The organism is Bradyrhizobium sp. SZCCHNS3016 (genome assembly GCF_032484535.1).
Taxonomy (GTDB): Bacteria; Pseudomonadota; Alphaproteobacteria; order Rhizobiales; family Xanthobacteraceae; genus Bradyrhizobium.
In genome coordinates this window covers 392,010-414,507 of the sequence record NZ_JAUETE010000003.1, presented here as the reverse complement: position 1 = coordinate 414,507, position 22,498 = coordinate 392,010, and the positions used below count along the sequence as shown (strand labels likewise).

Below are 22,498 nucleotides of genomic sequence, written 5' to 3'. Positions count from 1 at the left end.
CCGGCCCGAGCCCAACTAACACAGGGACAACAAAAAAGCCCCCGGAGGGGCTTTTCGTTTTCATCAGAGGTTTCCGATCACCGCTCAATGCGCGGCGGCCCAGACCCGCTTCTTGGTGAAGTACATCAGGCCGGCGAAGATGATCAGGAAGATGAACACCTGGTAGCCGAGGCGCTTGCGCGCTTCCATGTGCGGCTCGGCGGTCCACATCAGGAAGGTCGCGACGTCGTGGGCATACTGCTTCACGGTGGCCGGCGAGCCGTCGTCGAACGTCACCTGGCCGTCGGACAGCGGCGGCGGCATCTTGATCGCATGCCCGGGGAAGTACTTGTTGTAGTACGAGCCCTCCGGGATGGTGACGCCGTGCGGCGGGGTTTCTTCATAGCCCTGCAGCAGCGCGTTGATGTAGTTCGGGCCCTGCTCCTGGAACTGGGTGAAGAAGTCGATCAGGAACCAGGGGAAGCCGCGCTTGTACGAGCGCGCCTTGGCCATCAGCGACAGGTCCGGCGGGGCCGCACCGCCATTGGCGGCCCGTGCGGCCTGTTCGTTCGGGAACGGCGACGGGAAGTAGTCGGCCGGCCGGCCCGGACGCTCGAACATGTCGCCGGCGTCGTTGGGACCGTCCTTGATCTTGTACTCGGCCGCGAAGGCGGCGGCCTGCGCCGGCGAGTAGCCGGGGCCACCGGGCTCGGCGAGGTTGCGGAACGCCACGTATTGCAGCGAATGGCAGTTCGAGCAGACCTCCTTGTAGACCTTGAGGCCGCGCTGCACGGCGCCGCGATCGAAGGTACCGAACGGACCGGCGAACGACCAGCTCGCCGACGGCGGGTTCTCCTGGCCTTCGCTGGCACGGGCGTCGCCCATGCTGCCGGCGAGCAGCGACACCGCGGCGACCAGCGCGATCACGGTCGAGACCATCGGCGCGGCGCGGCCGGACTTCGCCAGCACGTCGTCGGCGATCGAGTTCGGCAGCGGCCGCGGCTTCTCGATGCGGGCGAGCAGCGGCAGCGCAATCAGGAAGTAGGCGAAGTACAGCACCGTCAGGATGCGGCCGAGCACGACATAGACGCCCTCCGGCGGCTGCGCGCCGAGATAGCCGAGGCCGATGCAGACGACGACGAAGATCCAGAAGAACTGCTTGCCGAGCGGACGGTACTTGTTGGAGCGGGTCTTGGCCGAGTCGAGCCAGGGCAGGAACACCAGCACGATGATCGCCGCGAACATCGCCACGACGCCGGCGAGCTTGTTCGGGATCGAGCGCAGGATGGCGTAGAACGGCAGGTAGTACCATTCGGGCACGATATGCGCCGGCGTCACCGCCGGGTTGGCCGGGATGTAGTTGTCGGCCTCGCCGAGATAGTTCGGCATGTAGAAGATGAACCAGGAATAGAAGATCAGGAAGCAGGTGGCGCCGAAGAAGTCCTTGATGGTGGCGTAGGGCGTGAACGGCACCATGTCCTTCTCGGTCTTCGGCTCGACGCCAGCCGGGTTGTTCTGGCCGGTGACGTGCAGCGCCCAGACGTGCAGCACGACCACGCCGGCGATCAGGAACGGCAGCAGGTAGTGAAGCGCGAAGAAGCGGTTCAGGGTCGGGTTGCCGACCGAATAGCCGCCCCACAGCAGCGTCACGATGCTCTCGCCGAAATACGGCACGGCCGAGAACAAATTGGTGATGACGGTGGCGCCCCAGAAGCTCATCTGGCCCCACGGCAGCACGTAGCCCATGAAGCCCGTCGCCATCATCAAGAGATAGATGATGACGCCGAGGATCCAGAGCACCTCGCGCGGCGCCTTGTATGACCCGTAATAGAGGCCGCGGAACATGTGGATGTAGACGGCGAGGAAGAACATCGACGCGCCGCAGGCATGCATGTTGCGCAGCAGCCAGCCGTAGTTCACGTCGCGCACGATCAGTTCGACCGACTTGAAGGCCAGGTCGGCATGCGGCGTGTAGTGCATCGCCAGGATGACGCCGGTGACGATCTGGACACCCAGCATCATCGAGAGGATGGCGCCGAACGTCCACCAATAGTTCAGGTTCCGCGGCGTCGGATAGGCAACGAAGGACGAGTGGACCAGGCCGATGATCGGAAGTCTTTGCTCGAGCCACTTCAAGGCGGGGTGGCTCGGCTGGTAGTCAGAAGGTCCACTCATGATGCGTTCCTGAAGAAATTATCTTGCACGATCGAGCGTGAGCTGAAGACGAACGTCCGCTCAGCCGATCTGGATCTTGGTGTCGGAAACGAACTGATAGGGCGGGACGGGAAGGTTGAGCGGCGCCGGCCCCTGGCGCACGCGGCCGGAAGCATCGTACTGGGAGCCGTGGCACGGGCAGAAGAAGCCGTCGTAGTTGCCTTCATGGGCGATCGGGATGCAGCCGAGATGGGTGCAGATGCCGATTACGACCAGCCACTGCTCGTGGCCGTCCTTGGTGCGGGACTGGTCGGTCGCCGGATCGATCAGGCTCGACACGGGAACCTTACGGACCTCCTCGACCTGCTTCTTGGTGCGGTGGGAGATGTAGATCGGCTTGCCGCGCCAGAACACCTTGATGTCCTGACCTTCGGCGACCGGAGAGAGGTCGACCTCGATCGGCGCGCCGGCCGCGATGGTCGAGGCATCGGGATTCATCTGGGAGATGAAGGGCCACAGGGCGGCCACACCACCGACCGCTGCGGTCGCGCCCGTGGCGACGAAAAGAAAATCCCGGCGTGTCGGATGATCCGCAGTAGACGCTGTCACGATTCCAACCCTTTCTTCGTTGCAGCCGGTGGAACCGCCCCGCTCGACGTCTTGGATCTCGGCGTTGGAGATCACGTGACCGGGAGATCCTGCCGGCGCCCGCGTCCCCCGCGGCGGCAGAAAACGGCTCGCTCCACCGCCCCTGGGGAACAAGCCGTCCAGAATCGTTCTATTGGCACCCTTGCGATACGAGCGCAAGCCCGCTATCGGCCCTGCAGCACGCCATGCACCAATTCCCGCGCAGGAAGCGGACTTTCCGCCTCAGTCTTAAGACCAATTCGCATGCAGATCGCGCTCTATCAACCCGACATTCCGCAGAACACCGGAACGATCCTGCGGCTGTGCGCCTGCCTCGGGCTCGCGGCCCACATCATCGAGCCGGCCGGCTTTCCCGTGTCGGACCGGCAGTTCCGCCGCGCCGGCATGGACTATCTGGACCAGTTGAATTGGCGGCGCCACGACTCATGGCACGCGTTCGAGGCCTGGCGGGCGGCGGCGGGCCATCGCCTGCTGCTGCTGACGACCAAGGCCGCGATCTGCTATCTCGACTTCAGCTACGGCGCGGACGACATCCTGCTGCTCGGGCGCGAGAGCGCCGGCGTGCCGGAGGCCGTGGCGGAGGTCGCCGATGCGCGGCTGCGGATTCCGCTGCAGCCCGGGCTGCGCTCGCTGAACGTGGCGATGGCGGCGGCGATGGCCGCCGGCGAGGCGCTGCGCCAGACCGGACAATTCGTCCAATTGCAATCTGCACAAGGAGCCGAAGGGTGAGCTACGCGGTGAAGGAAATCTTCATGACCCTGCAGGGCGAAGGCGCCCAGGCGGGGCGCGCCGCGGTGTTCTGCCGCTTCGCCGGCTGCAACCTGTGGAGCGGACGCGAGGCCGACCGCGCAACCGCGACGTGCCGGTTCTGTGACACCGATTTCGTCGGCACCGACGGCACGCTGGGCGCGCGTTACGAAAGCGCCGCCGGTCTCGCCGAGGCGATTGCCGGGCAATGGACAGGCGGTGCCGCCGACCGCTATACGATCCTCACCGGCGGCGAGCCGCTGCTGCAGGTCGATGCCGACCTGATCACGGCGCTCCACGCCCGCGGCTTCGCGGTCGGGATCGAGACCAACGGCACGCTCATTCCTCCCGACGGCATCGACTGGATCTGCGTCAGCCCGAAGGCGGGCGCCGAACTGAAGCTGCGGCAGGGCCATGAGCTGAAGCTGGTCTATCCGCAGGACGGCGCCGGGCCGGAGCGGTTCGAAGGCCTCGCCTTCGAGCGTTTCTCGCTGCAGCCGATGGACGGGCCCGACGCGGCCGCGAACACGGCGCGCGCGATTCAATACTGCCAGCATCATCCGCAATGGCGGCTCAGCCTGCAGACGCACAAGATGATCGGCATCAGATAGGGATTGTGACTGACACGATGTGGGAATTGACCAAGTCGTTCACCTTCGAGGCCGCGCATACGCTGCCGATTACGACGCTCGGCGAAGCCAGCCAGGAGATCCACGGCCATTCCTTCCGCGCCGAGGTGACGGTGCGCGGCGATGCGACCAATCCCGAGACCGGCATGGTGGTGGATTTCGGCGTGCTGACGCAGCGCTTGAGCGAGATCCAGGCCATGCTCGACCACAAGTTCCTGAACAAGATCGAGGCGATCGGGCTGCCGACGCTCGAAAACCTGTCGCGCTTCATCTATGAGCGCGTCCGCTCCATCGGCCATGTCACCAAGGTCAGCGTCCACCGCGACAGCTGCCGCGAGACCTGCACCTATTTTGGCCCGCAGGGCTGATCGCTTATGGTAGTAGCCAGGTGTAGCGATATGAGCGGTCCCACCCTCCCCTCCAAGGGAGGGTGAAAGAAACGCGCGCCGGGGAAAACTGCCATGACCACTGCCGCCATCGAGGATCGCAAGGCCCGCGCCCGCGCCTGGTTCGAGAGCCTGCGCGACCAGATCTGCGCGGCGTTCGAGCGGCTCGAGGACGAGGCGCCGGCCGCCCTCTATCCACGTCAGGCCAGCCGCTTCGTGCGCACGCCATGGGAGCGCACCGATCATGCCGGCGGTCCGGGCGGCGGCGGTGTCATGAGCATGATGCACGGCCGGCTGTTCGAGAAGATCGGCGTGCACTGCTCCACCGTGCATGGCGAGTTCGCGCCCGAATTCCGCAGCCAGATCCCGGGCGCCGCCGAGGATCCGCGGTTCTGGGCCTCGGGCATCTCGCTGATCGCGCATCTGCGGTCGCCGCACGTGCCGGCGGTGCACATGAACACCCGCTTCGTCGTGACCACCAAGGCCTGGTTCGGCGGCGGCGCCGACCTGACGCCGGTGCTCGACCGCCGCCGCTCTCAGGAAGACCCGGATACGCTCGCCTTCCACGCCGCGATGAAGAGCGCCTGCGATGCGCATGCGGCGGTCGCGTCGTACGACAAGTACAAGCGCTGGTGCGACGAATACTTCTACCTGCCCCATCGCAAGGAGCCGCGCGGCATCGGCGGCATCTTCTACGACCATCACGATTCCGGCGACTGGGAGGCCGATCTCGCCTTCACCCAGGATGTTGGCCGCGCCTTCCTGAAGGTCTATCCGGAGTTGGTCCGCCGTAATTCCGGCGCGCCTTGGACCGACGCGGACCGCGAGGAGCAGTTGATCCGGCGCGGCCGCTATGTCGAATTCAACCTGCTTTATGACCGTGGCACCACATTTGGGCTGAAAACCGGCGGCAATGTCGACTCGATCCTGTCCTCGATGCCGCCCGAAGTGAAATGGCCCTGAAACCTTCAGCCCCGCCGCCGCGTACCCAGGAGATGACCGCTCCCCTGCCCCGCGCCATGCTGATCGACATGGACGACACCATCCTGTCGGCCTATGGCCGGCCCGAGATCGCGTGGAACATCGTCGCCACCGAATTCGCCGACGAGCTGGCGCCGCATACCTCGCAGGAGGTGGCGGCCGCGATCCTCTCCTCGGCGCGCAGCTTCTGGTCGGTCGCCGGCGCCGAATGGCGGATGAAGCTGATCCAGGCCCGCCAGGAGGTGGTCAAGGGCGGCTTCGCGGCGTTGACCGCCGCAGGCCCGGCGCTGCCGACCGAGCTTGCGATCCGCATCGCCGACCGCTTCACCGCCTATCGCGACGAGCAGATGTTCATCTTTCCCGGCGCGCATGAGGCGATCGACGCATTCAAGGCGCGCGGCGTCAGGCTGGCGCTCGTGACCAACGGCGAGGCCGGCCAGCAGCGCGCCAAGATCGAGCGCTTCGCGCTGGCGCACCGCTTCGACCACATCCAGATCGAGGGCGAGCACGGCTTCGGCAAACCCGAGGAGCGCGCCTATTGGCACGCGATGGAGCGGCTCGGCGTCGGCCCCGAAGACACCTGGATGATCGGCGACAATCTCGAATGGGAGATTGTGGCGCCACAGCGGCTCGGCATCTATTCGATCTGGATCGACGTCCATGGCGACGGCCTGCCGGAAGGCACCGACGTCAAGCCCGACCGCATCATCCGCTCGCTGACCGAGCTCGTGCCGGCCTGAAGCCTGATGATCGATGCCAGAGCGCCGGCCCGTCAGGACCGGCGCTCTGTCGTATCCGGATCATGCCGGACGCTCGGCGACGTTGGGGCGCCATTTGATCAGGCGGCTCTCCACGAGGTCGAGCAGCGCGTCGATGCACAGCACGAAGATCGCCAGGATGAAGATGCCGGCGAACACGCCGACCGCATCGAAATTGCCTTCGGCCTGTGCGATCAGATGGCCGAGCCCGGCGGACGAGCCGAGATATTCGCCGATGATGGCGCCGACCACCGCAAAGCCGACCGAGGTTCGCAGCGACGAGAGAATCCAGCTCGCGGCCGCTGGGAAGTAGACGTGGCGCAGCAGCTCCGAGCGCCGGGCGCCGAGGATGCGGGCATTCGCCAGCACCACCGGGTTGACCTCGCGCACGCCCTGCAGCGCATTGAAGAAGGTGACGAAGAACACCAGGGTCACCGCAAGCGCCACCTTCGACCACAGGCCAAGGCCGAGCCATAGCACGAAGATCGGCGCCAGCACCACGCGCGGCACGGCGTTGAGCGCCTTGATGAAGGGATCGAGGATGCGCGCCGCGGAATGGTTGAGGCCGAGCCAGACGCCGGCGGTGACGCCGAGTCCGGTGCCGATGATGTAGCCGAGGATCGTCTCGGTCAGCGTCGTCGAGACATGCGCGTAGAAGCTCTGCGCCGACAGCCAGGCAAACACCTGCTTGAGCACCGCCAGCGGCGCCGGGAAGAAGAACGGATCGATGACGCCGTAGGTGACGCCGACCTGCCAGCCGCCGACGATGACGATCAGCAGCGCGAGCTGGATGAGGCGTTCAGTCATGGCGGGCATAGCTTTTCTCCACTTCCCCGCGCAGCGAGGCCCAGATGTTGCGATAGAGATCGGTGAAGCGCGGATCGAGCTTGATCTCGGCCACGTCGCGCGGCCGCTCCAGGTCGACTGGGAAGCTGTCGATGACCCGCGAGGCCGGTCCCGAGGCCAGAACGACGACGCGATCCCCCAGCGCGATGGCCTCCTCGAGATCGTGGGTGATCATGACCACCGCGCGCTTCTCCTCCTGCCACAGCCGCAGCAGCTCGTTCTGCATCAGATGGCGGGTGTGGATGTCGAGCGCCGAGAACGGCTCGTCCATCAGGATGACCTTCGGCCCATGGATGAGCGCCTGGGCCATCTGCACGCGCTTGCGCTGGCCGCCGGAGAGCTGGTGCGGATAGCGGTGCTCGAAGCCCCTCAGCCCGACCTTGACGAGCCAGGCCATTGCGCGCTCATGGCGCTCACGGGCCGACACGCCGCGGAACAGCGGGCCGAGCTCGACATTCTCGATCGCGGTCTTCCACGGCAGCAAGGCATCCTGCTGGAACAGATAGCCGATGTTGCCCTGGACGCCGCGCACCGGCTGGCCATCGATGGCGATGCTGCCTACGCTCGGCTTCAAGAGGCCTGCGATCGCGTTGAGGATGGTGCTCTTGCCGCAGCCGGTCGGACCGGCAATGGCGAGAAACTCGCCATCGGCGACCGTGAGGTTCACGTCCCTGACGGCGGTGTAGTTGCCGAAGGACATGGTGACCTGATTGATCTCCACCATGTTCCTGGCGCTGCGGGACTGGACCATCGGGTCCAGGTCCTTGACGACGGCGAGTGCCATTGTTTCCCTCCCGATCAGTTCGAGACGCTCTGCGCCTTCACGGCGAAGGCGTTGGTGTAGGTCTTGGCGAGGTCGATCGACGTCGCATCCACCTTGTCGTTGAAGCTCTTGAGGACGAGCAGCGGCGTCTGCACGTCGGTCTCGTCGAACTGACCATCCCTGGAGAAGATCGCCTTGGCCTTCTCGACCGCTTTCGTATAGGTCTGCTTCTCGCCGGAGATGAAATCGTTCGGCAGCACCGCGACGATCTCCTCGGCACTGTGCGTGGCGATCCAGCGCAGCGCCTTGACCATGCCGTTGGTGATCTTCTGGACCGTGCCCGGGTTCTTGGCGATGTACTGCTGTGTCGCGTAGAGCACGGAGGTCGGATAGATGCCGCCATAGACCTGCTTGGCGCCCTCGTCGCTTCGCGCATCGATCAGGATCTTGCCGATCCCCTTCTGCTCGACATAGGTCGCGGCCGGATCGTAGTTCACCAGCAGATCGATCTTGCCCTGCTCCAGCGCGGCCACGGCAGCGGCCCCTGATCCGACGCCGATCAGATACACGCTCTCGGCGGGGATCTTGTTCTGCTTGAGATAATAGCGGACGAAGAAGTCCGAGGATGAGCCGGGGGCGGTGATGCCGATCTTGGCGCCCTTGATGGTCTCCGGCCTGGCCGGGTCGAACGTCGCAGCCTTGCCACCGGCCAGCACCAGACCGGAATTGCGCGACAGCAGCACGAAGCCGACGACCGACTTGTTCTGCGACTGCATCTGGATGGTGTGGTCGTAGAAGCCGACGGCGACATCGGTCGATCCGGCGACCAGCGCCTGCAGCGTCTTGGAGCCGCCGGAGGCGAAATTCTCCACGGTGATGTCGAGCCCTTCCTTCTGGAACAGGCCAAGGCCCACCGCGACCGGAAACGGCAGGTTGTTCAGATTGTACGAGCCGACGCTGATGCGCACGGGCTCGGCGGCGGCCGAGCCGCAGATTGCGACAGCCGCAGTGATGGCGAGCATGAGACGACGCATGTGACTTCCTCCCTTGTTATCGATGTCGATTGAGTCCGGACGCCGCGTGCGCTCAGGCGGCGTGTACCATCCGTGTCGCGGGCTTTGCGAACACGCAGCCTTCGAACAGCCTGCGGGCGGTCCGCAAAATCCCAGCCACGATCCGGCCATCGCGCTCCTGCAGCTTGACGTCGATATGGCCCATCGGGTGCTCGATGCCGATCACCGCAGGCGCGACCTGCAGCCCAGCGAGACGCGCGCTCACCGTGTCCGCCACGATCAGCGAGGTGGCGATGCCGACGGCGCCGGTGGTGGCAAGCGACGGGTGGCAATCGTGCGGCATGAAATAGCGGGCCGACACGTGGCCGCCGTGCACCGCGGGGGCGAGCAGCACCGGCTTGGGAATGACACGGTCGCGGACGTCGCCGAGTCCCATGCGCCCGCCGGCCGCCACGCGCAGCCGCTCGAGCCGCTCCAGCAGCGCCGTGTTCGCACTCAACGTGGCGGCGCTCTCATAACCGGTCACGCCGAGATCCTCCGCACGCACGATCATCATCGGCATCGCGCAGTCGATCAGCGTGACGTCGACATCGTCGATCGTCTCATTGGCCTCGCCGGTCGGAAACATCTCGTCCATCCGGTTGGCCGCATCGAGAAAGGTGAGCGCAATCGGCGCCGCTCGCCCTGGGACACCGTCGATCGACGCGTCGCCGAGATACGACACTTTGCCGTTGGGGGTCGGCACCTCGGCCTCGATCAGTTGGCGCGTATTGACGTTGTGGATGCGGACCAGCGTCGCCGGACCTTTCGCCGGCACCAGCCCCGCCTCGATGGCGAAAGGTCCGACCGCGGCAAGCATGTTGCCGCAATTGGGCGAGGTATCGACCAGTTGCTGATCGATCCGCACCTGCGCGAACAGATAATCCACGTCGGCGCCGGGCACGCTGGCCGGCCCGACGATGGCGACCTTGCTCGTGACCGGATTGCCGCCGCCGATGCCGTCGATCTGCAGCGGATGACCGGAGCCCATGACCGAGAGCAGAATCTCATCTCGCCGGGCCGGATCGCTCGGCAGGTCCGACGCCAGGAAAAAGGGCCCCTTCGACGTTCCGCCTCGCATCAGGACGCACGGTATCGAGATCAGATCGTTCATGCCGGCCTCAGTTATGTCAATTTCGTATCAATCTACGTTACTGTTGCGTATACTGAGCTGAGATCGATCTTTGAAATGCAAAGAATTGCGGTATTGATGCATGATTAACATCAATTGTGAGATCCTAGACCTCCGGGCCTTCCTGAGCGTCTCGGATCTGGAGAGCTTTCATCGGGCCGCCGAGGCCCTGAACCTCTCGCAGCCGGCATTGAGCCGGCGCATCCAGAAGCTGGAGGGCGCGATCGGCGCGCCGCTCCTGGAGCGCACGACGCGTCACGTCGCGCTGACGGCGCTCGGCGCCGAGCTGGTGCCGCTCGTGCGGCGCATGATCGAGGAGTTCGACGGCTCGCTGTTTGCTGTGCGCGACAGCGGCCTCAATCGCGGAGGCCTCGTCACTATCGCCTGCCTGCCGACCGCGGCGTTCTACTTCCTGCCGTCGGTCATCCGCGAGTTCAACGATCAATATCCCAACATCCGCTTTCGCATTCTCGACCTGCCTGCCACCGATGGGCTGCAGGCCGTCGAGCGTGGCGAGGTCGAGTTCGGCATCAACCTGATGGGAGCATCGGACCCCGAGCTGATCTTCGACCGTCTGGTCGAGGATCCCTTCGTGCTCGCCGCGCGCAAGGATCACCCGCTCGCCGCGATGGCTACGGTCGGCTGGGGCGATCTCGAGCCCTACCCTCTGATCACCGTACACCGGTCCAGCGGCAACCGGACCCTGCTCGATGCCGCGCTCGCCAAATCAGCGATCAAGCTGCGCTGGTTCTACGAGGTGACGCATCTCTCCACGTCGCTTGGACTCGTCGAGGCTGGGCTTGGCATCTCGGTTCTTCCGAAGATGGCGACACCGCAGAGCGATCATCCCTTCCTCGTCACGCGCCCCATCCTCAATCCCGAGATCTCACGCACCATCGGCGTCGTGCGCCGCAGAACCGGCACGATGTCGCCTGCGGCGGAGCGTTTCCTGAAGATGCTGATCGGCCGCTGGGGGCGGACGTAGAGGCCGAGCAGCACAGCAGGTAGCCTGACGCCGAAGGGCTATCCTGCCGGCAGCAGGTGCCGCAGCGCCGACGCGATCATCACGCCGCCGCCGGTGATCACGGCGGCGTCGAGGATGGCGGCGTGGATGTGCACCGGCATGCGGGCGACGAAGGCCTTGGCGAGGAACGCGCCCGGCACCGCGACCGCGCCGATCAGGAGCGCGAAGGCCAGCACCTGCGCCGTGACCACGCCGGCCAAACCAAACACCGAGATCTTGATGACGCCCGTCGCCACCGAGATCATCGCGTCGGTGGCTATGACCGCGGCGCCTTCCAGGCCCGCCGCCATCAGCAGCGACAGCAGGATCACGCCGGAGCCGGAGGTGCCGCCAACCAGCACGCCATAACCGACTGCTCCGGCGGCAAGCCCGCCATTTCCGATCCTGACCTCGCGCTTGCGCAGGATCCGCCGCAGCGGGACGCTCATGATCAGCATGGTGCCGATCACGAACGCCGCGCCGGCATTGGTCAGTCGCGTGTAGCCGTAGGCGCCGAGCGCCGTCGTGAGCGCGGCTGCCGCGATGACAATCACGGCGCGCGTACGGTCGGCGTGGCTGATGTAGGCGACGACGCGGCTGAGGTTGGTGAGGATCGCCGAGATCGCGATGATCGGCACGACGGGTTCGGCGCCGACCATCGGCACCAGCACGAGCGGCATGAGAGCGCCGGTGCCGTAGCCGGCAAGACCACCGATGATCGAAGCGAATAGAGCGACGGAAGCGACGAGCAGGAGTTGCAGGAGCGAGATGTCGGCAAAGCCTGCCAGAAAATTCATGAACGTCCGTCGCGGTTGACACGCGCCGCCGCCTGATCGGCGATCGCGTTCAGCGATGCCTCGTCGAGCGGAAAGTCCGCAGCTAACCAAGCATCCTCTGCGAGGGTGAGCACATGACCGAGAAGCGGCCCTTCCGCAACCCCGCGCGCGATGAAATCGGCCGCCTTCAACGGCAATTTCGGCGGCGTGAAGCGCTGCGGCAACAGCGCACGCTCGCGCCAGCGCCGGTCGTCGCGATCGCACGCCCGCGCCCAGCCGAGCATCAGGCGGTCGCGATAGACGGTCTCGCCGAGACGATACAGCAGACGTCGGACTCGCGCCTCGTCGGCGGAAGCGAACCGCCACCAGCGATGGCCCATGCCGTCGAGCGCCTTGGTCTCGGCATTGGAGAGCTTCAGTCTGACGCCGAGACGACGCGCATCCTCGGTCACGGCGACCGCGAGCGCCGCGAGACGGCGGACCGCGCTCGGCGAAAGCTCCAGTTCGCGCTCGATGCCGATCATCGCGGCGAACGGACCGAGATAGGCGACGCCGCCGAGGATCGCCGTCAGCAACCCGCCATCCGCCATCGCCGTGACCGCGCCGACCGCGCCGTCGGTGACGAGCAGTTTCAGCATCTCGATGCGCACCCGCTCGGCGGACAATGCGGCGAGGCCGGCGCGGCCGGCGATGCAGGCCAGATAGCCCTCGCGGTCGGGGACGCCGTGGCCGAATGCCGAATGGATGCGGAAGAAGCGCAGGATGCGCAGATAATCCTCGGCGATGCGCTGGGCGGGATCGCCGATGAAGCGCACGCGGCGTTGGGCGATGTCGGCGAGACCACCGACGTGATCATGCACCACGCCGTCCGGCCCGACGGACAGCGCATTGATGGTGAAGTCGCGCCGGTGCGCGTCGCCGACCCAGTCGCGGCCGAACTCGACCTTGGCCTTGCGGCCGAAGGTCTCGGTGTCCTCGCGCAGGGTCGTGACCTCGAATGGATGCCCCTCGAGCACGAGGGTCACGGTGCCATGGTCGATGCCGGTCGGCACGCTCTTGATCGACGCCGCCTTGGCGCGCCGGAGCACCTCCGCCGGCAGCGCCGTGGTCGCGATGTCGATGTCGCCAATGGCGATGCCGAGCAGCGCATTGCGCACGGCGCCGCCGACCACCCGCGCCTCCTCGCCGTCGCAATTGAGCAGCGCGAGCACGCGCGCGGCGGGACCAGACGAGAGCCAGGGCGCATGCAGCACCCGCGCGCCGATCATTTCTCGACCCCTGGAACGAGCCTGCCGTTCTCGACATGAGCGGGGATATAGGTCGAACGCGGCGGCGCGCCGGAGAACTCGGCGAGCAGGACCAGACTTGCAATCACCAACACCAGCGCCGCCACCGTCAATTTTGTGGTCAGATGAAGGGGCCAGTTGGCCGGCACCAACAGCCCCGATTTGGTCGCGAGCAAGAACAACACATAAACCGCAAAAGGAATGAGGAAAATTCCGATTTCCGTCAACACGCCACGGATCATGGCCGGCAGATCCGCTCGTACAACACCCGAAGGATGCCCGCTGTCGCGCCCCATATGTAGCGCTCGGCGAACGGCATCGCGTAATATGAGCGCTCCATGCCGCGAAACTCCTTGGAATGCAGCTGGTGATTGGCGGGGTCCATCAGGAAGGCCAGCGGCACCTCGAAGGCGTCGTCGACCTCGCCCTCGTTGATCCTGAGCGTGAATCCCGGCCGCACCCGCGCCACCGTGGGCAGGATGCGGAAGCCGAAGGCGGTGCCGTAGACGTCGAGATAGCCGATCGGGTCGACGAAGCTGCGGTCGAGCCCGATCTCCTCTTCGGCTTCGCGCAGAGCGGCATCGAGCGGCGAGGCATCGGCGACGTCGATCTTGCCGCCGGGAAAGGCGATCTGTCCGGCATGGCTCGAGAGGTTCGGCGAGCGCTGGGTCAAAAGGACCGTCGGCTCGGGGTGGTCGACCACCGGGATCAGCACCGCCGCGGGGCGGATCGGCTGCTCGCGGGAGATGATCTCGAGCATGCGGTCGGTGCCGGAATCTCCACTGGCCGGAATGACGTCCGGATCGAGCAGGGCCTGCGGAACGTCGAAGCGCAGCCGCGCGCGGCCCCGCGCGAAGAAATCGGCCGAACTGAGTTCAGCGGTCCTGTTCCTCACCATGGGCTGGTTCAAAGCGCCGCCCTCACCTCTTCTGCGTCGGCCATGGGGAAGAACGCGCCGCCCGACCCCACGCCGAACATCACACGACCATCGATCATCCGCTCCTCACCCATGTCAACAAGCTCGTAGTACAGCGCCCGCGTCACCTTGGCCCAGAGATCGGCTCGCACATGCAGATAGGGCGTCAGGCCGCCGCTCTCGCCAGGCTCGAAGCGCAGCCGGTGCTCGGCATCGCACGCGACCCAGTCGTCGACATTGGTGCGGAAATGCAGCAGCGGCCCGCGCGCATCGCTCTCCGTCCGCATTTCTACGGCCGTGAAGGGGGCATCATCGACGCGGATGCCGACCTTCTCCACCGGCGTGACCAGGAAATAGCGATCACCCTCGCGCTTGAGGATCGTCGAGAACAGCCGCACCAGCGCAGGCCGCCCGATTGGCGTGCCCATGTAGTACCAGCTACCATCACCGGCGATTCGCATGTCGAGATCGCCGCAGAATGGCGGATTCCACAAATGCACCGGCGGCAGTCCTTTTGCGGATGTGCCAGCCTGCGTTGCCGCCGACGTCAGCCGATCGAGTCCGTTGTCGGTGGTCTGCCCTTGCTTCGCCATGGTTTGCCTTGAGTTTGCGTCCACCTTGGCACGATTGGTGCAGGATTCCATCGCCGTCGTCTGTGCAAAAGTTCCTGGCGGCCCTGCAGGTCATGTAAGGTCGCCATAACGTGATGCCGTCAATACCCCGTAATGCCGATAATATGGGGATAGTTTAACTCAACGAATACAGCGCCTTCGCATAGGTTGGCATCCGTGTCCCGGCAAACTGGAGCGGAACGTCCGTCCGAAAGTTCAAGATGCGGGGCAGAAGGAGCGCGGGAATGGCTGAGAGTGCCGAGAAGCTCGAGGATGCGATCGTCCGGTCGGCCGAACAGGTCTCCGGCCAGATCCGAGCGGCAAAGGATGCGATCTCCAGCGTCATCTTCGGCCAGGACCGCGTGGTCGAAAACACGCTGGTGACCATCCTGTCCGGTGGCCACGCGCTGCTGATCGGCGTCCCCGGCCTCGCCAAGACCAAGCTGGTCGAGACCTTGGGCGTGACGCTCGGCCTCGATGCCAAGCGCATCCAGTTCACGCCGGACCTGATGCCGTCGGACATTCTCGGCGCCGAGGTGCTCGACGAGAGCGCCGGCGGCAAGCGCTCGTTCCGCTTCATCGCCGGCCCGGTGTTCGCGCAACTGCTGATGGCGGATGAGATCAACCGCGCCAGCCCGCGCACGCAGTCGGCACTGCTGCAAGCCATGCAGGAGCAGCACATCACGGTTGCAGGCGCCCGTCATGACCTGCCGAAGCCCTTCCATGTGCTCGCGACCCAGAATCCGCTGGAGCAGGAAGGAACCTATCCGCTTCCCGAGGCCCAGCTCGACCGCTTCCTGATGGAGATCGACGTCGACTATCCCGATCGCGACGCCGAGCGCCGCATCCTGTTCGAGACCACGGGAGCCGAAGAGAGCGGCGCCAAGGCCGCGATGACCGCAGACGCGCTGATCGCTGCGCAGCGGCTGGTGCGCCGGCTGCCGGTCGGCGATTCCGTGGTCGAGGCGATCCTGTCGCTGGTGCGGTCCGCCCGCCCCGGCCCGGAGGCCGGCGACGCCGGCAAGCTGATCGCCTGGGGCCCGGGTCCGCGCGCCAGTCAATCATTGATGCTCGCGGTGCGCGCCCGCGCGTTGCTCGACGGCCGCCTCGCTCCCTCGATCGACGACGTGCTCGATCTCGCCGAGCCCGTGCTCAAGCACCGCATGGCGCTCACCTTCCCGGCCCGCGCCGAGGGACGCACCATTCCGGACGTGATCCGGCAACTGAAGAGCCGGATTGGCTGATGGCCGCAGCGACAGGGCACGCCGACACGGAGATTCTCGCAATCCGGCGTGCCGATGGCGAAAGCCGGACGCTGGCGTCGTCGCTGCCGCGGCTGGTGCTGGAAGCGCGCCAGATCGCCGCCAACGTGATCCATGGTCTGCATGGCCGTCGCCGCGCCGGCTCCGGCGAAAGCTTCTGGCAGTACCGCCGCTTCGTCTCCGGCGAGCCGTCGCAGCGCGTCGACTGGCGCCGCTCCGCGCGCGACGATCATCTCTACGTCCGTGAGCAGGAATGGGAGGCCGCGCACACCGTGTGGATCTGGCCGGACCGCTCGCCGTCGATGGCCTTCGCGTCGAAGGGCGCGCGCGACAGCAAGCTCGAGCGCGCGCTGATCGTGACCTTTGCCCTGGCCGAGCTGCTGGTGGCCGGCGGCGAACGCGTCGGCATTCCCGGCCTGATCAATCCGACCGGGAGCCGCAACGTGATCGACCGCATTGCGCAGGCGATGCTGCATGATGAGACGATCAGGCCGAGCCTGCCGCCCTCCTTCGTGCCGTCCGCGCTCGCCGAGATCGTCGTGCTGTCGGATTTCTGGTCGCCGATCTCCGAGATCAGCGCCATGCTCGCCGGCCTGTCCGCGTCGGGCGCGCACGGCACGATGGTCCAGGTCGTCGATCCCGCCGAGGAGACCTTCCCCTATTCCGGCCGCGTCGAGTTCGTCGAGCCGGAAGGCGGCGAGGTGATCACGGCCGGCCGCGCCGAGAGCTGGGCGCAGGACTACGTCGCCCGCGTGGCACTGCATCGCGACCAGATCCGCGCCGAGACCGGCAAGCTCGACTGGCTGTTCACCACCCACACCACCAGCCGCTCGGCCGCCGAGCTGCTGCTGTTCCTGCATGCCGGCATGACCACGGCCAAAGGTAGCGCGCGCGGCAGCGTCAAAGTGGGCGCGGGCCCCGGAGGGCTCGGCGCATGATGGGCCTACCGCTGTCGTTCGCCGAACCCTTGCTGCTGACCGGGCTCATCAGCCTGCCGGTGCTGTGGTGGCTGCTGCGGGTGATGCCGCCGCGGCCGCGCCGCATCGAGTTTCCGCCGACCCGGCTGTTGTTCGACATCACGCCCAAGGAAGAGACGCCGTCGCGCTCGCCCTGGTGGCTCACCCTGCTGCGGCTGATCGCGGCGGCGCTGGTGATCTTCGCTGCGGCCGGCCCGATCTGGAATCCGCGCACCGAGGCCGTCGGCAGCAAGGCGCCGCTTGTGCTTTTGCTCGACGACAGCTGGAGCGCAGCCGCAAGCTGGGACACGCGCATCAGGGCCGCCGACGAGATCATCGCCAATGCCGATGCCGACCGCCGCGGCGTCGCGCTGATGCCGCTATCGGAGCCCGCACGCGACCTCACCTTGATGCCAGCCGGCGCGGCGCGCGTCGCGCTGCGCCAGATCGCGCCCAAGGCCTACACGACCGAGCGCGCCGATGCGCTGCCGCAGCTCGATCGCTTCCTGAAAGCGACCGGCGATGCCGAGATCATGTGGTTCTCCGACGGCGTCGATCCCGGCCGCGGCAGCGAGTTCGTGACGGGTCTTGCCAAGACGATCGGCGACCGCAGCCTGACCGTGTTCGAGGGCGGCACGACCTCGCCGCTGGCGCTCGCCGGCGCCGAGAACGCCGCAGCCAAGATGACGGTGAAGGTGCTGCGCGCGGATCTCTCCGTCCCGGGCGGCATCGTGCGCGCGCTCGATGCCAAGGGCTCGCCGCTCGGCGAGGCGCCATTCAGCTTTGCCGCCGGCGCGCACGACGCCGAAGCGAGCTTCGATCTGCCGGTCGAGCTGCGCAACGACATCACCCGGCTCGAGATTGCGGGCGAGCGCTCGGCCGGCGCCGTGCAACTGCTCGACAAGCGCTGGCGCCGCCGCGCCGTCGGCATCGTCTCGGGTTCGACCAGCGACACCGCCCAGCCGCTGCTCGCACCGACCTTCTATCTGACCCGCGCGCTGGCGCCGTTCGCCGATCTCCGGCTCGGTGATCGCGGCGCGCCGCAGCAGATCATCACGCAGTTCCTCGACCAGAAGGTGCCGATGATCGTGATGGCCGACGTCGGCACGCTGTCGCCGGAGCTGCGCGACCGTCTCAACGGCTGGATCGAGAATGGCGGCGTGCTGGTGCGCTTCGCCGGCCCGCGCCTGGCGCAGGGCGACGACGATCTCGTGCCGGTCAAGCTGCGCCGCGGCGGCCGCACCCTGGGCGGCAGCCTGACCTGGGAGAAGCCGCAACATCTAGCCGCGTTCGCTGCCGACGGCCCGTTCGCCGGCATCACCGTCCCGAAGGACGTGACGGTCAATCGCCAGGTCCTCGCCGAGCCCGACGCCGTGCTGGCGACCAAGAGCTGGGCCTCGCTGGAGGACGGCACGCCGCTCGTCACCGGCGAGCATCGCGGCAAGGGCCTGATCGCGCTGTTCCACGTCAGCGCCGACATGCGCTGGTCCGATCTGCCGATGTCCGGCGCCATGGTCGAGATGCTCCGCCGCATCGTCGACATGTCCGGCTACACCTCGACGCCGGGCCCTGGTCCCGCGGGTGAGACCGCCAAGGCCACGCTGGCGCCGCTGCACATCCTCGACGGCTTCGGCGCCTTCGGACCGCCGCCTTCGACCGCCAAGCCGCTGCCGGCCGATTTCAACGACCGGGCTTCGCTGGATCATCCACCCGGATTCTATGGCCCAGCCGAGGGACCCACCGCAGTGAACACGCTCAGCCCCGCCGATCGCATTCTGCAGCTCGACACGTCGACGCTGCGCGCCAAGCGTGCCAGCTACACCACGGCGGAGCCGCGCGATCTCCGGGGCATCCTGCTCTCGACTGCGCTGCTGCTGTTCCTGATCGATGCCGTCATCGTGGCGCTGCTCGGCGGTGTGCTGGCCTCGCTCACACGGCGGCGGCGTGCGGCACCCGCGGCAGTCGCTCTGGCGATTCTCGCAACGGGCGCCCTGCTCGCGGTCGCGATGCCGACGGCCGCGCGCGCCGACGCCGCCAGCGACGATTTCGCCATGCGCGCGGTGTCGCAGACGCGGCTTGCCTATGTCGTGACCGGCAATGCCGACGTCGATTCCATCGTCAAGGCCGGCCTGACCGGACTGACCTTGTTCCTGGCCCAGCGCACGGCGCTGGAGGCCGGCGACCCCGTCGGCATCGATCCCGCGCATGACGAGCTCGCCTTCTTCCCGCTGATCTACTGGCCGATCGTGCCGGGCACGCCGAAGCCGCCGCAGGACGCGATCAACAAGATCGACGCCTACATGAAACAGGGCGGCACGGTCATCTTCGACACCCGGGATGCGGTCGAGGCGCCGCCCGGCGACAACGGCGCGCAGCAGACCCCGGGCATGCAGTCGCTGCGCGAGATTCTCTCCTCGCTCGACGTGCCCGAGCTCGAGCCGGTGCCGCGCGAGCACGTGCTGACCAAGACGTTCTACCTGCTGCGCGACTTCCCCGGTCGCTTCACCGCGGGCCAGACCTGGGTCGAGGCGCTGCCGAAAGACGAGGACGAGGACAGCGCCTCGCGTCCGGCGCGCGGCGGCGACGGCGTCTCACCGATCATCATCACCTCCAACGACCTCGCCGGCGCCTGGGCCATCCGCCCCGACGGCCAGGCCATGCTGCCGATGGTTCCCGGCGAGCCGCGACAGCGCGAATTCGCCTTCCGCGCCGGCGTCAACATCGTGATGTACACGCTGACCGGCAACTACAAGGCCGACCAGGTGCACGCGCCGGCGCTGATCGAACGGCTTGGGCAGTGATGACAATAGCCACGCGCAGCCGCGCCAAAACATCCGTCGTCACGCCCGGCCTTGAGCCGGGCATCCACGCCCCTCTTTTCCGAGGGAATGACGTGGATGGCCGGGACAAGCCCGGCCATGACGAAGCCAGCGAGTTTGCCTCATGAATTACGGCATCGCATTCACGCCTCTGGTCCCAACGGTCGTGCTGTGGCTCGCGATCGGCGCGATCGTCGTCATCGCCGCGCTCCTGTTGCTCGGCCGCTCGCGCTCGGCCTGGATCCGCGTCACCGCGCTCGCCTTGATCGCGCTCGCGCTGGCCAATCCGCAGTTCACGCGCGAGGACCGAGAGCCGCTGAGCTCGGTCGCCGCCGTCGTGGTCGACAAGAGCCCGAGCCAGAATTTCGGTGACCGCAACAAGCAGACCCAGGCGGCCCAGGAGTCGCTGGTCGACAGCTTGAAGAAGATCAAGGGCCTCGAGGTCCGCGTCGTCGATGCCGGCCAGGCCGACGGCGAGACCGACGGCACGCATCTGTTCAGCGCGCTGACCTCGGCGCTGTCGGACGTCCCTGTCGATCGGGTCGCGGGCGCCTTCCTAATCACGGATGGCCGCGTGCACGACATTCCCGGCAACGTCGCCGCGCTCGGCTTCCAGGCTCCGCTGCAGGCCCTGATCACGGGCCAGAAGGCCGAACGTGACCGCCGCGTCGCGATCACCGCCGCCCCTCGCTTCGGCATCGTCGGCCAGCCGCAGACGATCAGCTTCCGGCTCGACGACCAGGGCGTCAGCGGCGCCAGCGCCAAGGTCGTGATCCGGCGCGACGGCGAGGTCATCAGCGAGCGCACCTTGACCAGCGGCCAAGCCGCCAATGTCGACGTCGACATCAAGCACGAAGGCCAGAACATCGTCGAGATCGAGGCATCGCCGCTCGACAACGAGCTGACCCTCGTCAACAACCGCGCCGTGGTCTCGATCGATGGCGTCCGCGACAAGCTGCGCGTGCTGCTGGTGTCGGGCGAGCCGCATTCGGGCGAACGCACCTGGCGCAACCTGTTGAAGTCGGACGCCAGCATCGATCTCGTCCACTTCACGATCCTGCGGCCGCCGGAGAAGCAGGACGGCACCCCGATCAACGAGCTGTCGCTGATCGCGTTTCCGACCCGCGAGCTGTTCCAGCAGAAGATCAACGAATTCCAATTGATCATCTTCGACCGCTACGCCCGGCAGGGCGTGTTGCCGATCGCCTATTTCGACAACATCGCGCGCTACGTGCGCAATGGCGGCGCGGTGCTGGTCTCGGCCGGGCCGGACTACGCCTCCAACACCAGCATCTGGCGCACACCGCTCGATTCGGTGCTGCCCGCCGAGCCGGTCGGCGTCACCGAGAAGCCCTTCTATGCGCATCTATCTGACGCCGGCAAACGCCATCCGGTTACGCGCGGCCTCGAGGGCTCGGGCTCCGAGCCGCCGCGCTGGAGCCGCTTCTTCCGCACGGTCGAGACGCGCAATGCGGTCAGTCCGCCGGTCATGACCGGCGCCGACGGCAAGCCGCTCTTGCTGCTGTCGCGCTTCGGCGCCGGCCGCGTCGCCTTGCTGCTGTCCGACCACATCTGGCTGTGGGCGCGCGGCTATGAAGGCGGCGGCCCGCATCTCGACCTGCTCCGGCGCATGTCGCACTGGCTGATGCAGCAGCCCGATCTCGACGAGGAAGCGCTGCGGCTGCAGATTCAAGGCAAGGATCTCGCCGTCATCCGCCAGACCATGGGCGACACCGTCCCGCCGGTGACCGTGACCTCGCCGTCCGGCACCACGCGCGAGCTCACTCTGAGCCAGGGTGATCCCGGCGAATGGCGTGCGACCCTGCCCGCCAACGAGCTCGGCCTGTGGCAGGCGACCGACGGCACTCTGAAGGCGCTGATCAATGTCGGCCCGACCAATCCGAAGGAATTCTCCGAGGTCACCTCGACCACCGAAACCCTGAAGCCGCTGGCACAGGCGACCGGCGGCGACGCCCGCCGCATCGCCGACGGATCCGGCATCGACTTGCCGCGCATCGTCCCCGTCAGGTCGTCGACCTTGTTCAGCGGCGACGGCTGGATGGGCGTGCGGATGCGCGACGCCAGCGTGGTCAAGGGCGTCGGCGTGCTGCCGATGTTCGCCGGCGTGATCGGCCTGCTGCTGCTGCTCGGCGCGCTCGCCGCGACCTGGGTGCGCGAGGGACGCTGACACGAAGACACACGCGCACCACGGCGGCGCGCGACGTGGCGCGAAGGGCACAGCGACGGGGATTTCATCCGTTGCCGCGGCGCTCTGATTGACAGCTAAGAGGCGCCTCTGCGATGTTACATTGTAACAAAGGCTGAGCCTCTCAGCCGAACGGGGTAGCCTATTCACATGAGCCAGATCACATGAGCCAGAGCTGGCGATGAGCTGGTTTCGCGCGAACATCAAAGATGTCTCGCGGCTCGCGCTGTTGGCGCTGGTGCTGCAATTCGCGCTCGCGTTCGGCCATGTTCATTGGCTCTCCACGCAGAGCCTGGACGGCAGTCGTATCACGACCGCACAGGCCCTTACCGGCTCCTCTCCCGCAAGCCAGGACCCCGACCAGCAGCCCTCCGCTGATGGCTGCGCCATCTGCGCCGTCATGGCGATGGCGCAATCGATCCTGCTGTCACCGACGCCCGTTCTGACGCCTCCTGAAGCGGTCGCATTTCGTCTGCCCGATGCGATCACCGCCACTGTCGCGGCTGTCGTCGTCGACACCGCCTTCCAGCCGCGCGCTCCTCCCATCGCCTGATCTGAACCGCTCGAAACGCCGCCACGGTTGCGCTC

22 protein-coding genes are annotated in these 22,498 nt (G+C 66.7%); 11 read left to right on the top strand and 11 right to left on the bottom strand.

The annotated features are described in order from the left end of the window. Positions 1–84 precede the first annotated feature (84 nt). Entirely contained in the window at positions 85–2,154 is a 2,070-nt protein-coding gene (locus QW881_RS09390; RefSeq protein WP_315757031.1) for a cytochrome c1, read from the bottom strand. Between the two features lie 60 nt (positions 2,155–2,214). Continuing rightward, on the bottom strand, positions 2,215–2,745 hold the full coding sequence (gene petA, locus QW881_RS09385; RefSeq protein WP_315738712.1) for a ubiquinol-cytochrome c reductase iron-sulfur subunit: 531 nt from the start codon (positions 2,743–2,745) through the stop codon (positions 2,215–2,217). A 279-nt stretch (positions 2,746–3,024) separates the two neighbouring features. On the opposite strand from petA, the gene QW881_RS09380 reads away from it, so the two are divergent. From QW881_RS09380 to QW881_RS09360, 5 genes are all read left to right on the top strand, one after another. Continuing rightward, positions 3,025–3,510, top strand: coding sequence for a tRNA (cytidine(34)-2'-O)-methyltransferase (locus QW881_RS09380; protein WP_315757030.1), 486 nt, complete (start codon positions 3,025–3,027; stop codon positions 3,508–3,510). Continuing rightward, positions 3,507–4,139: a 7-carboxy-7-deazaguanine synthase gene (gene queE / locus QW881_RS09375; RefSeq protein ID WP_315757029.1), complete on the top strand. Its 633-nt coding sequence runs from the start codon at positions 3,507–3,509 to the stop codon at positions 4,137–4,139. The genes QW881_RS09380 and queE overlap by 4 nt, the downstream gene beginning before the upstream one ends. A 17-nt stretch (positions 4,140–4,156) precedes the next feature. Next, positions 4,157–4,525, top strand: a complete 369-nt coding sequence (locus QW881_RS09370; protein ID WP_315738713.1) for a 6-carboxytetrahydropterin synthase — start codon at positions 4,157–4,159, stop codon at positions 4,523–4,525. A gap of 93 nt (positions 4,526–4,618) precedes the next feature. Beyond that, positions 4,619–5,506: an oxygen-dependent coproporphyrinogen oxidase gene (gene hemF / locus QW881_RS09365; protein ID WP_316158274.1), complete on the top strand. Its 888-nt coding sequence runs from the start codon at positions 4,619–4,621 to the stop codon at positions 5,504–5,506. A gap of 32 nt (positions 5,507–5,538) precedes the next feature. Further along, positions 5,539–6,264 carry an HAD family hydrolase gene (locus QW881_RS09360; RefSeq protein WP_315796842.1) on the top strand — a complete coding sequence of 242 codons (726 nt, stop codon included), beginning with the start codon at positions 5,539–5,541 and terminating at the stop codon, positions 6,262–6,264. A 60-nt stretch (positions 6,265–6,324) separates the two neighbouring features. On the opposite strand, the gene QW881_RS09355 is transcribed toward QW881_RS09360, so the two are convergent. The 4 genes from QW881_RS09355 to QW881_RS09340 are packed head-to-tail and all read right to left on the bottom strand — an operon-like array spanning position 6,325 to position 10,057. Continuing rightward, the gene (locus tag QW881_RS09355) at positions 6,325–7,098 is read right to left on the bottom strand and encodes an ABC transporter permease (protein WP_316158272.1); all 774 of its coding nucleotides are present in this window, start codon (positions 7,096–7,098) and stop codon (positions 6,325–6,327) included. Next, positions 7,082–7,912 carry an ABC transporter ATP-binding protein gene (locus QW881_RS09350; protein WP_315776145.1) on the bottom strand — a complete coding sequence of 277 codons (831 nt, stop codon included), beginning with the start codon at positions 7,910–7,912 and terminating at the stop codon, positions 7,082–7,084. The genes QW881_RS09355 and QW881_RS09350 overlap by 17 nt, the downstream gene beginning before the upstream one ends. 14 nt (positions 7,913–7,926) lie before the next feature. Further along, positions 7,927–8,925, bottom strand: coding sequence for an ABC transporter substrate-binding protein (locus QW881_RS09345; protein ID WP_316158269.1), 999 nt, complete (start codon positions 8,923–8,925; stop codon positions 7,927–7,929). A gap of 52 nt (positions 8,926–8,977) precedes the next feature. After that, positions 8,978–10,057 carry a 4-oxalomesaconate tautomerase gene (locus QW881_RS09340; RefSeq protein ID WP_315757024.1) on the bottom strand — a complete coding sequence of 360 codons (1,080 nt, stop codon included), beginning with the start codon at positions 10,055–10,057 and terminating at the stop codon, positions 8,978–8,980. A 103-nt stretch (positions 10,058–10,160) separates the two neighbouring features. Between QW881_RS09340 and QW881_RS09335 the strand changes: the two genes are divergently transcribed. Then, entirely contained in the window at positions 10,161–11,060 is a 900-nt protein-coding gene (locus QW881_RS09335) for a LysR family transcriptional regulator (protein ID WP_315738715.1), read from the top strand. Between the two features lie 38 nt (positions 11,061–11,098). Here QW881_RS09335 and QW881_RS09330 read toward each other — a convergent pair whose 3' ends face one another. From QW881_RS09330 to QW881_RS09310, 5 genes are read right to left on the bottom strand one after another with little or no spacing between them, the layout of a single operon-like run. Continuing rightward, the gene (locus tag QW881_RS09330; protein ID WP_315757023.1) at positions 11,099–11,875 is read right to left on the bottom strand and encodes a TSUP family transporter; all 777 of its coding nucleotides are present in this window, start codon (positions 11,873–11,875) and stop codon (positions 11,099–11,101) included. Next, positions 11,872–13,122: a CCA tRNA nucleotidyltransferase gene (locus tag QW881_RS09325; RefSeq protein WP_315757022.1), complete on the bottom strand. Its 1,251-nt coding sequence runs from the start codon at positions 13,120–13,122 to the stop codon at positions 11,872–11,874. The genes QW881_RS09330 and QW881_RS09325 overlap by 4 nt, the downstream gene beginning before the upstream one ends. Then, positions 13,119–13,382 (bottom strand): DUF6111 family protein, encoded by a 264-nt coding sequence (locus tag QW881_RS09320; RefSeq protein WP_315757021.1) that lies wholly within the window; start codon positions 13,380–13,382, stop codon positions 13,119–13,121. The genes QW881_RS09325 and QW881_RS09320 overlap by 4 nt, the downstream gene beginning before the upstream one ends. Further along, a complete protein-coding gene (locus QW881_RS09315; RefSeq protein WP_409998999.1) occupies positions 13,379–14,038 on the bottom strand; it encodes a CoA pyrophosphatase in 660 nt (219 codons plus the stop codon). Before QW881_RS09315 ends, QW881_RS09320 begins: the two co-directional genes overlap by 4 nt. An 8-nt stretch (positions 14,039–14,046) precedes the next feature. Continuing rightward, entirely contained in the window at positions 14,047–14,649 is a 603-nt protein-coding gene (locus QW881_RS09310; protein ID WP_315757019.1) for a DUF1285 domain-containing protein, read from the bottom strand. 263 nt (positions 14,650–14,912) lie between these two features. On the opposite strand from QW881_RS09310, the gene QW881_RS09305 reads away from it, so the two are divergent. The 5 genes from QW881_RS09305 (at position 14,913) to QW881_RS09285 (ending at position 22,463) form a co-directional block, all read left to right on the top strand. Further along, positions 14,913–15,911 (top strand): MoxR family ATPase, encoded by a 999-nt coding sequence (locus QW881_RS09305; protein ID WP_315738357.1) that lies wholly within the window; start codon positions 14,913–14,915, stop codon positions 15,909–15,911. Further along, positions 15,911–16,867, top strand: a complete 957-nt coding sequence (locus QW881_RS09300; RefSeq protein WP_315757018.1) for a DUF58 domain-containing protein — start codon at positions 15,911–15,913, stop codon at positions 16,865–16,867. Before QW881_RS09305 ends, QW881_RS09300 begins: the two co-directional genes overlap by 1 nt. Then, positions 16,864–19,686, top strand: a complete 2,823-nt coding sequence (locus QW881_RS09295) for a DUF4159 domain-containing protein (RefSeq protein ID WP_315757017.1) — start codon at positions 16,864–16,866, stop codon at positions 19,684–19,686. The genes QW881_RS09300 and QW881_RS09295 overlap by 4 nt, the downstream gene beginning before the upstream one ends. A gap of 142 nt (positions 19,687–19,828) precedes the next feature. After that, positions 19,829–21,892 (top strand): hypothetical protein, encoded by a 2,064-nt coding sequence (locus tag QW881_RS09290; RefSeq protein ID WP_315738360.1) that lies wholly within the window; start codon positions 19,829–19,831, stop codon positions 21,890–21,892. A gap of 199 nt (positions 21,893–22,091) precedes the next feature. Then, complete coding sequence (locus QW881_RS09285; protein ID WP_315757016.1) at positions 22,092–22,463, top strand: DUF2946 family protein; 372 nt, start codon at positions 22,092–22,094, stop codon at positions 22,461–22,463. Positions 22,464–22,498: the final 35 nt, after the last annotated feature.

Bases quoted from the DNA above. Each gene is read 5' to 3' on its own strand.
- QW881_RS09360 (WP_315796842.1), top strand. From the start codon at position 5,539: ATGACCGCTCCCCTGCCCCGCGCCATGCTGATCGACATGGACGACACC.
- QW881_RS09330 (WP_315757023.1), bottom strand. From the start codon at position 11,875: ATGAATTTTCTGGCAGGCTTTGCCGACATCTCGCTCCTGCAACTCCTG.
- QW881_RS09380 (WP_315757030.1), top strand. From the start codon at position 3,025: ATGCAGATCGCGCTCTATCAACCCGACATTCCGCAGAACACCGGAACG.
- QW881_RS09390 (WP_315757031.1), bottom strand. From the start codon at position 2,154: ATGAGTGGACCTTCTGACTACCAGCCGAGCCACCCCGCCTTGAAGTGG.
- QW881_RS09300 (WP_315757018.1), top strand. From the start codon at position 15,911: ATGGCCGCAGCGACAGGGCACGCCGACACGGAGATTCTCGCAATCCGG.
- QW881_RS09350 (WP_315776145.1), bottom strand. From the start codon at position 7,912: ATGGCACTCGCCGTCGTCAAGGACCTGGACCCGATGGTCCAGTCCCGC.
- QW881_RS09310 (WP_315757019.1), bottom strand. From the start codon at position 14,649: ATGGCGAAGCAAGGGCAGACCACCGACAACGGACTCGATCGGCTGACG.
- QW881_RS09295 (WP_315757017.1), top strand. From the start codon at position 16,864: ATGATGGGCCTACCGCTGTCGTTCGCCGAACCCTTGCTGCTGACCGGG.
- QW881_RS09325 (WP_315757022.1), bottom strand. From the start codon at position 13,122: ATGATCGGCGCGCGGGTGCTGCATGCGCCCTGGCTCTCGTCTGGTCCC.
- QW881_RS09290 (WP_315738360.1), top strand. From the start codon at position 19,829: ATGAATTACGGCATCGCATTCACGCCTCTGGTCCCAACGGTCGTGCTG.
- QW881_RS09305 (WP_315738357.1), top strand. From the start codon at position 14,913: ATGGCTGAGAGTGCCGAGAAGCTCGAGGATGCGATCGTCCGGTCGGCC.
- QW881_RS09315 (WP_409998999.1), bottom strand. From the start codon at position 14,038: ATGGTGAGGAACAGGACCGCTGAACTCAGTTCGGCCGATTTCTTCGCG.
- QW881_RS09370 (WP_315738713.1), top strand. From the start codon at position 4,157: ATGTGGGAATTGACCAAGTCGTTCACCTTCGAGGCCGCGCATACGCTG.
- QW881_RS09345 (WP_316158269.1), bottom strand. From the start codon at position 8,925: ATGCGTCGTCTCATGCTCGCCATCACTGCGGCTGTCGCAATCTGCGGC.
- QW881_RS09320 (WP_315757021.1), bottom strand. From the start codon at position 13,382: ATGATCCGTGGCGTGTTGACGGAAATCGGAATTTTCCTCATTCCTTTT.
- hemF (WP_316158274.1), top strand. From the start codon at position 4,619: ATGACCACTGCCGCCATCGAGGATCGCAAGGCCCGCGCCCGCGCCTGG.
- QW881_RS09285 (WP_315757016.1), top strand. From the start codon at position 22,092: ATGAGCTGGTTTCGCGCGAACATCAAAGATGTCTCGCGGCTCGCGCTG.
- QW881_RS09340 (WP_315757024.1), bottom strand. From the start codon at position 10,057: ATGAACGATCTGATCTCGATACCGTGCGTCCTGATGCGAGGCGGAACG.
- QW881_RS09355 (WP_316158272.1), bottom strand. From the start codon at position 7,098: ATGCCCGCCATGACTGAACGCCTCATCCAGCTCGCGCTGCTGATCGTC.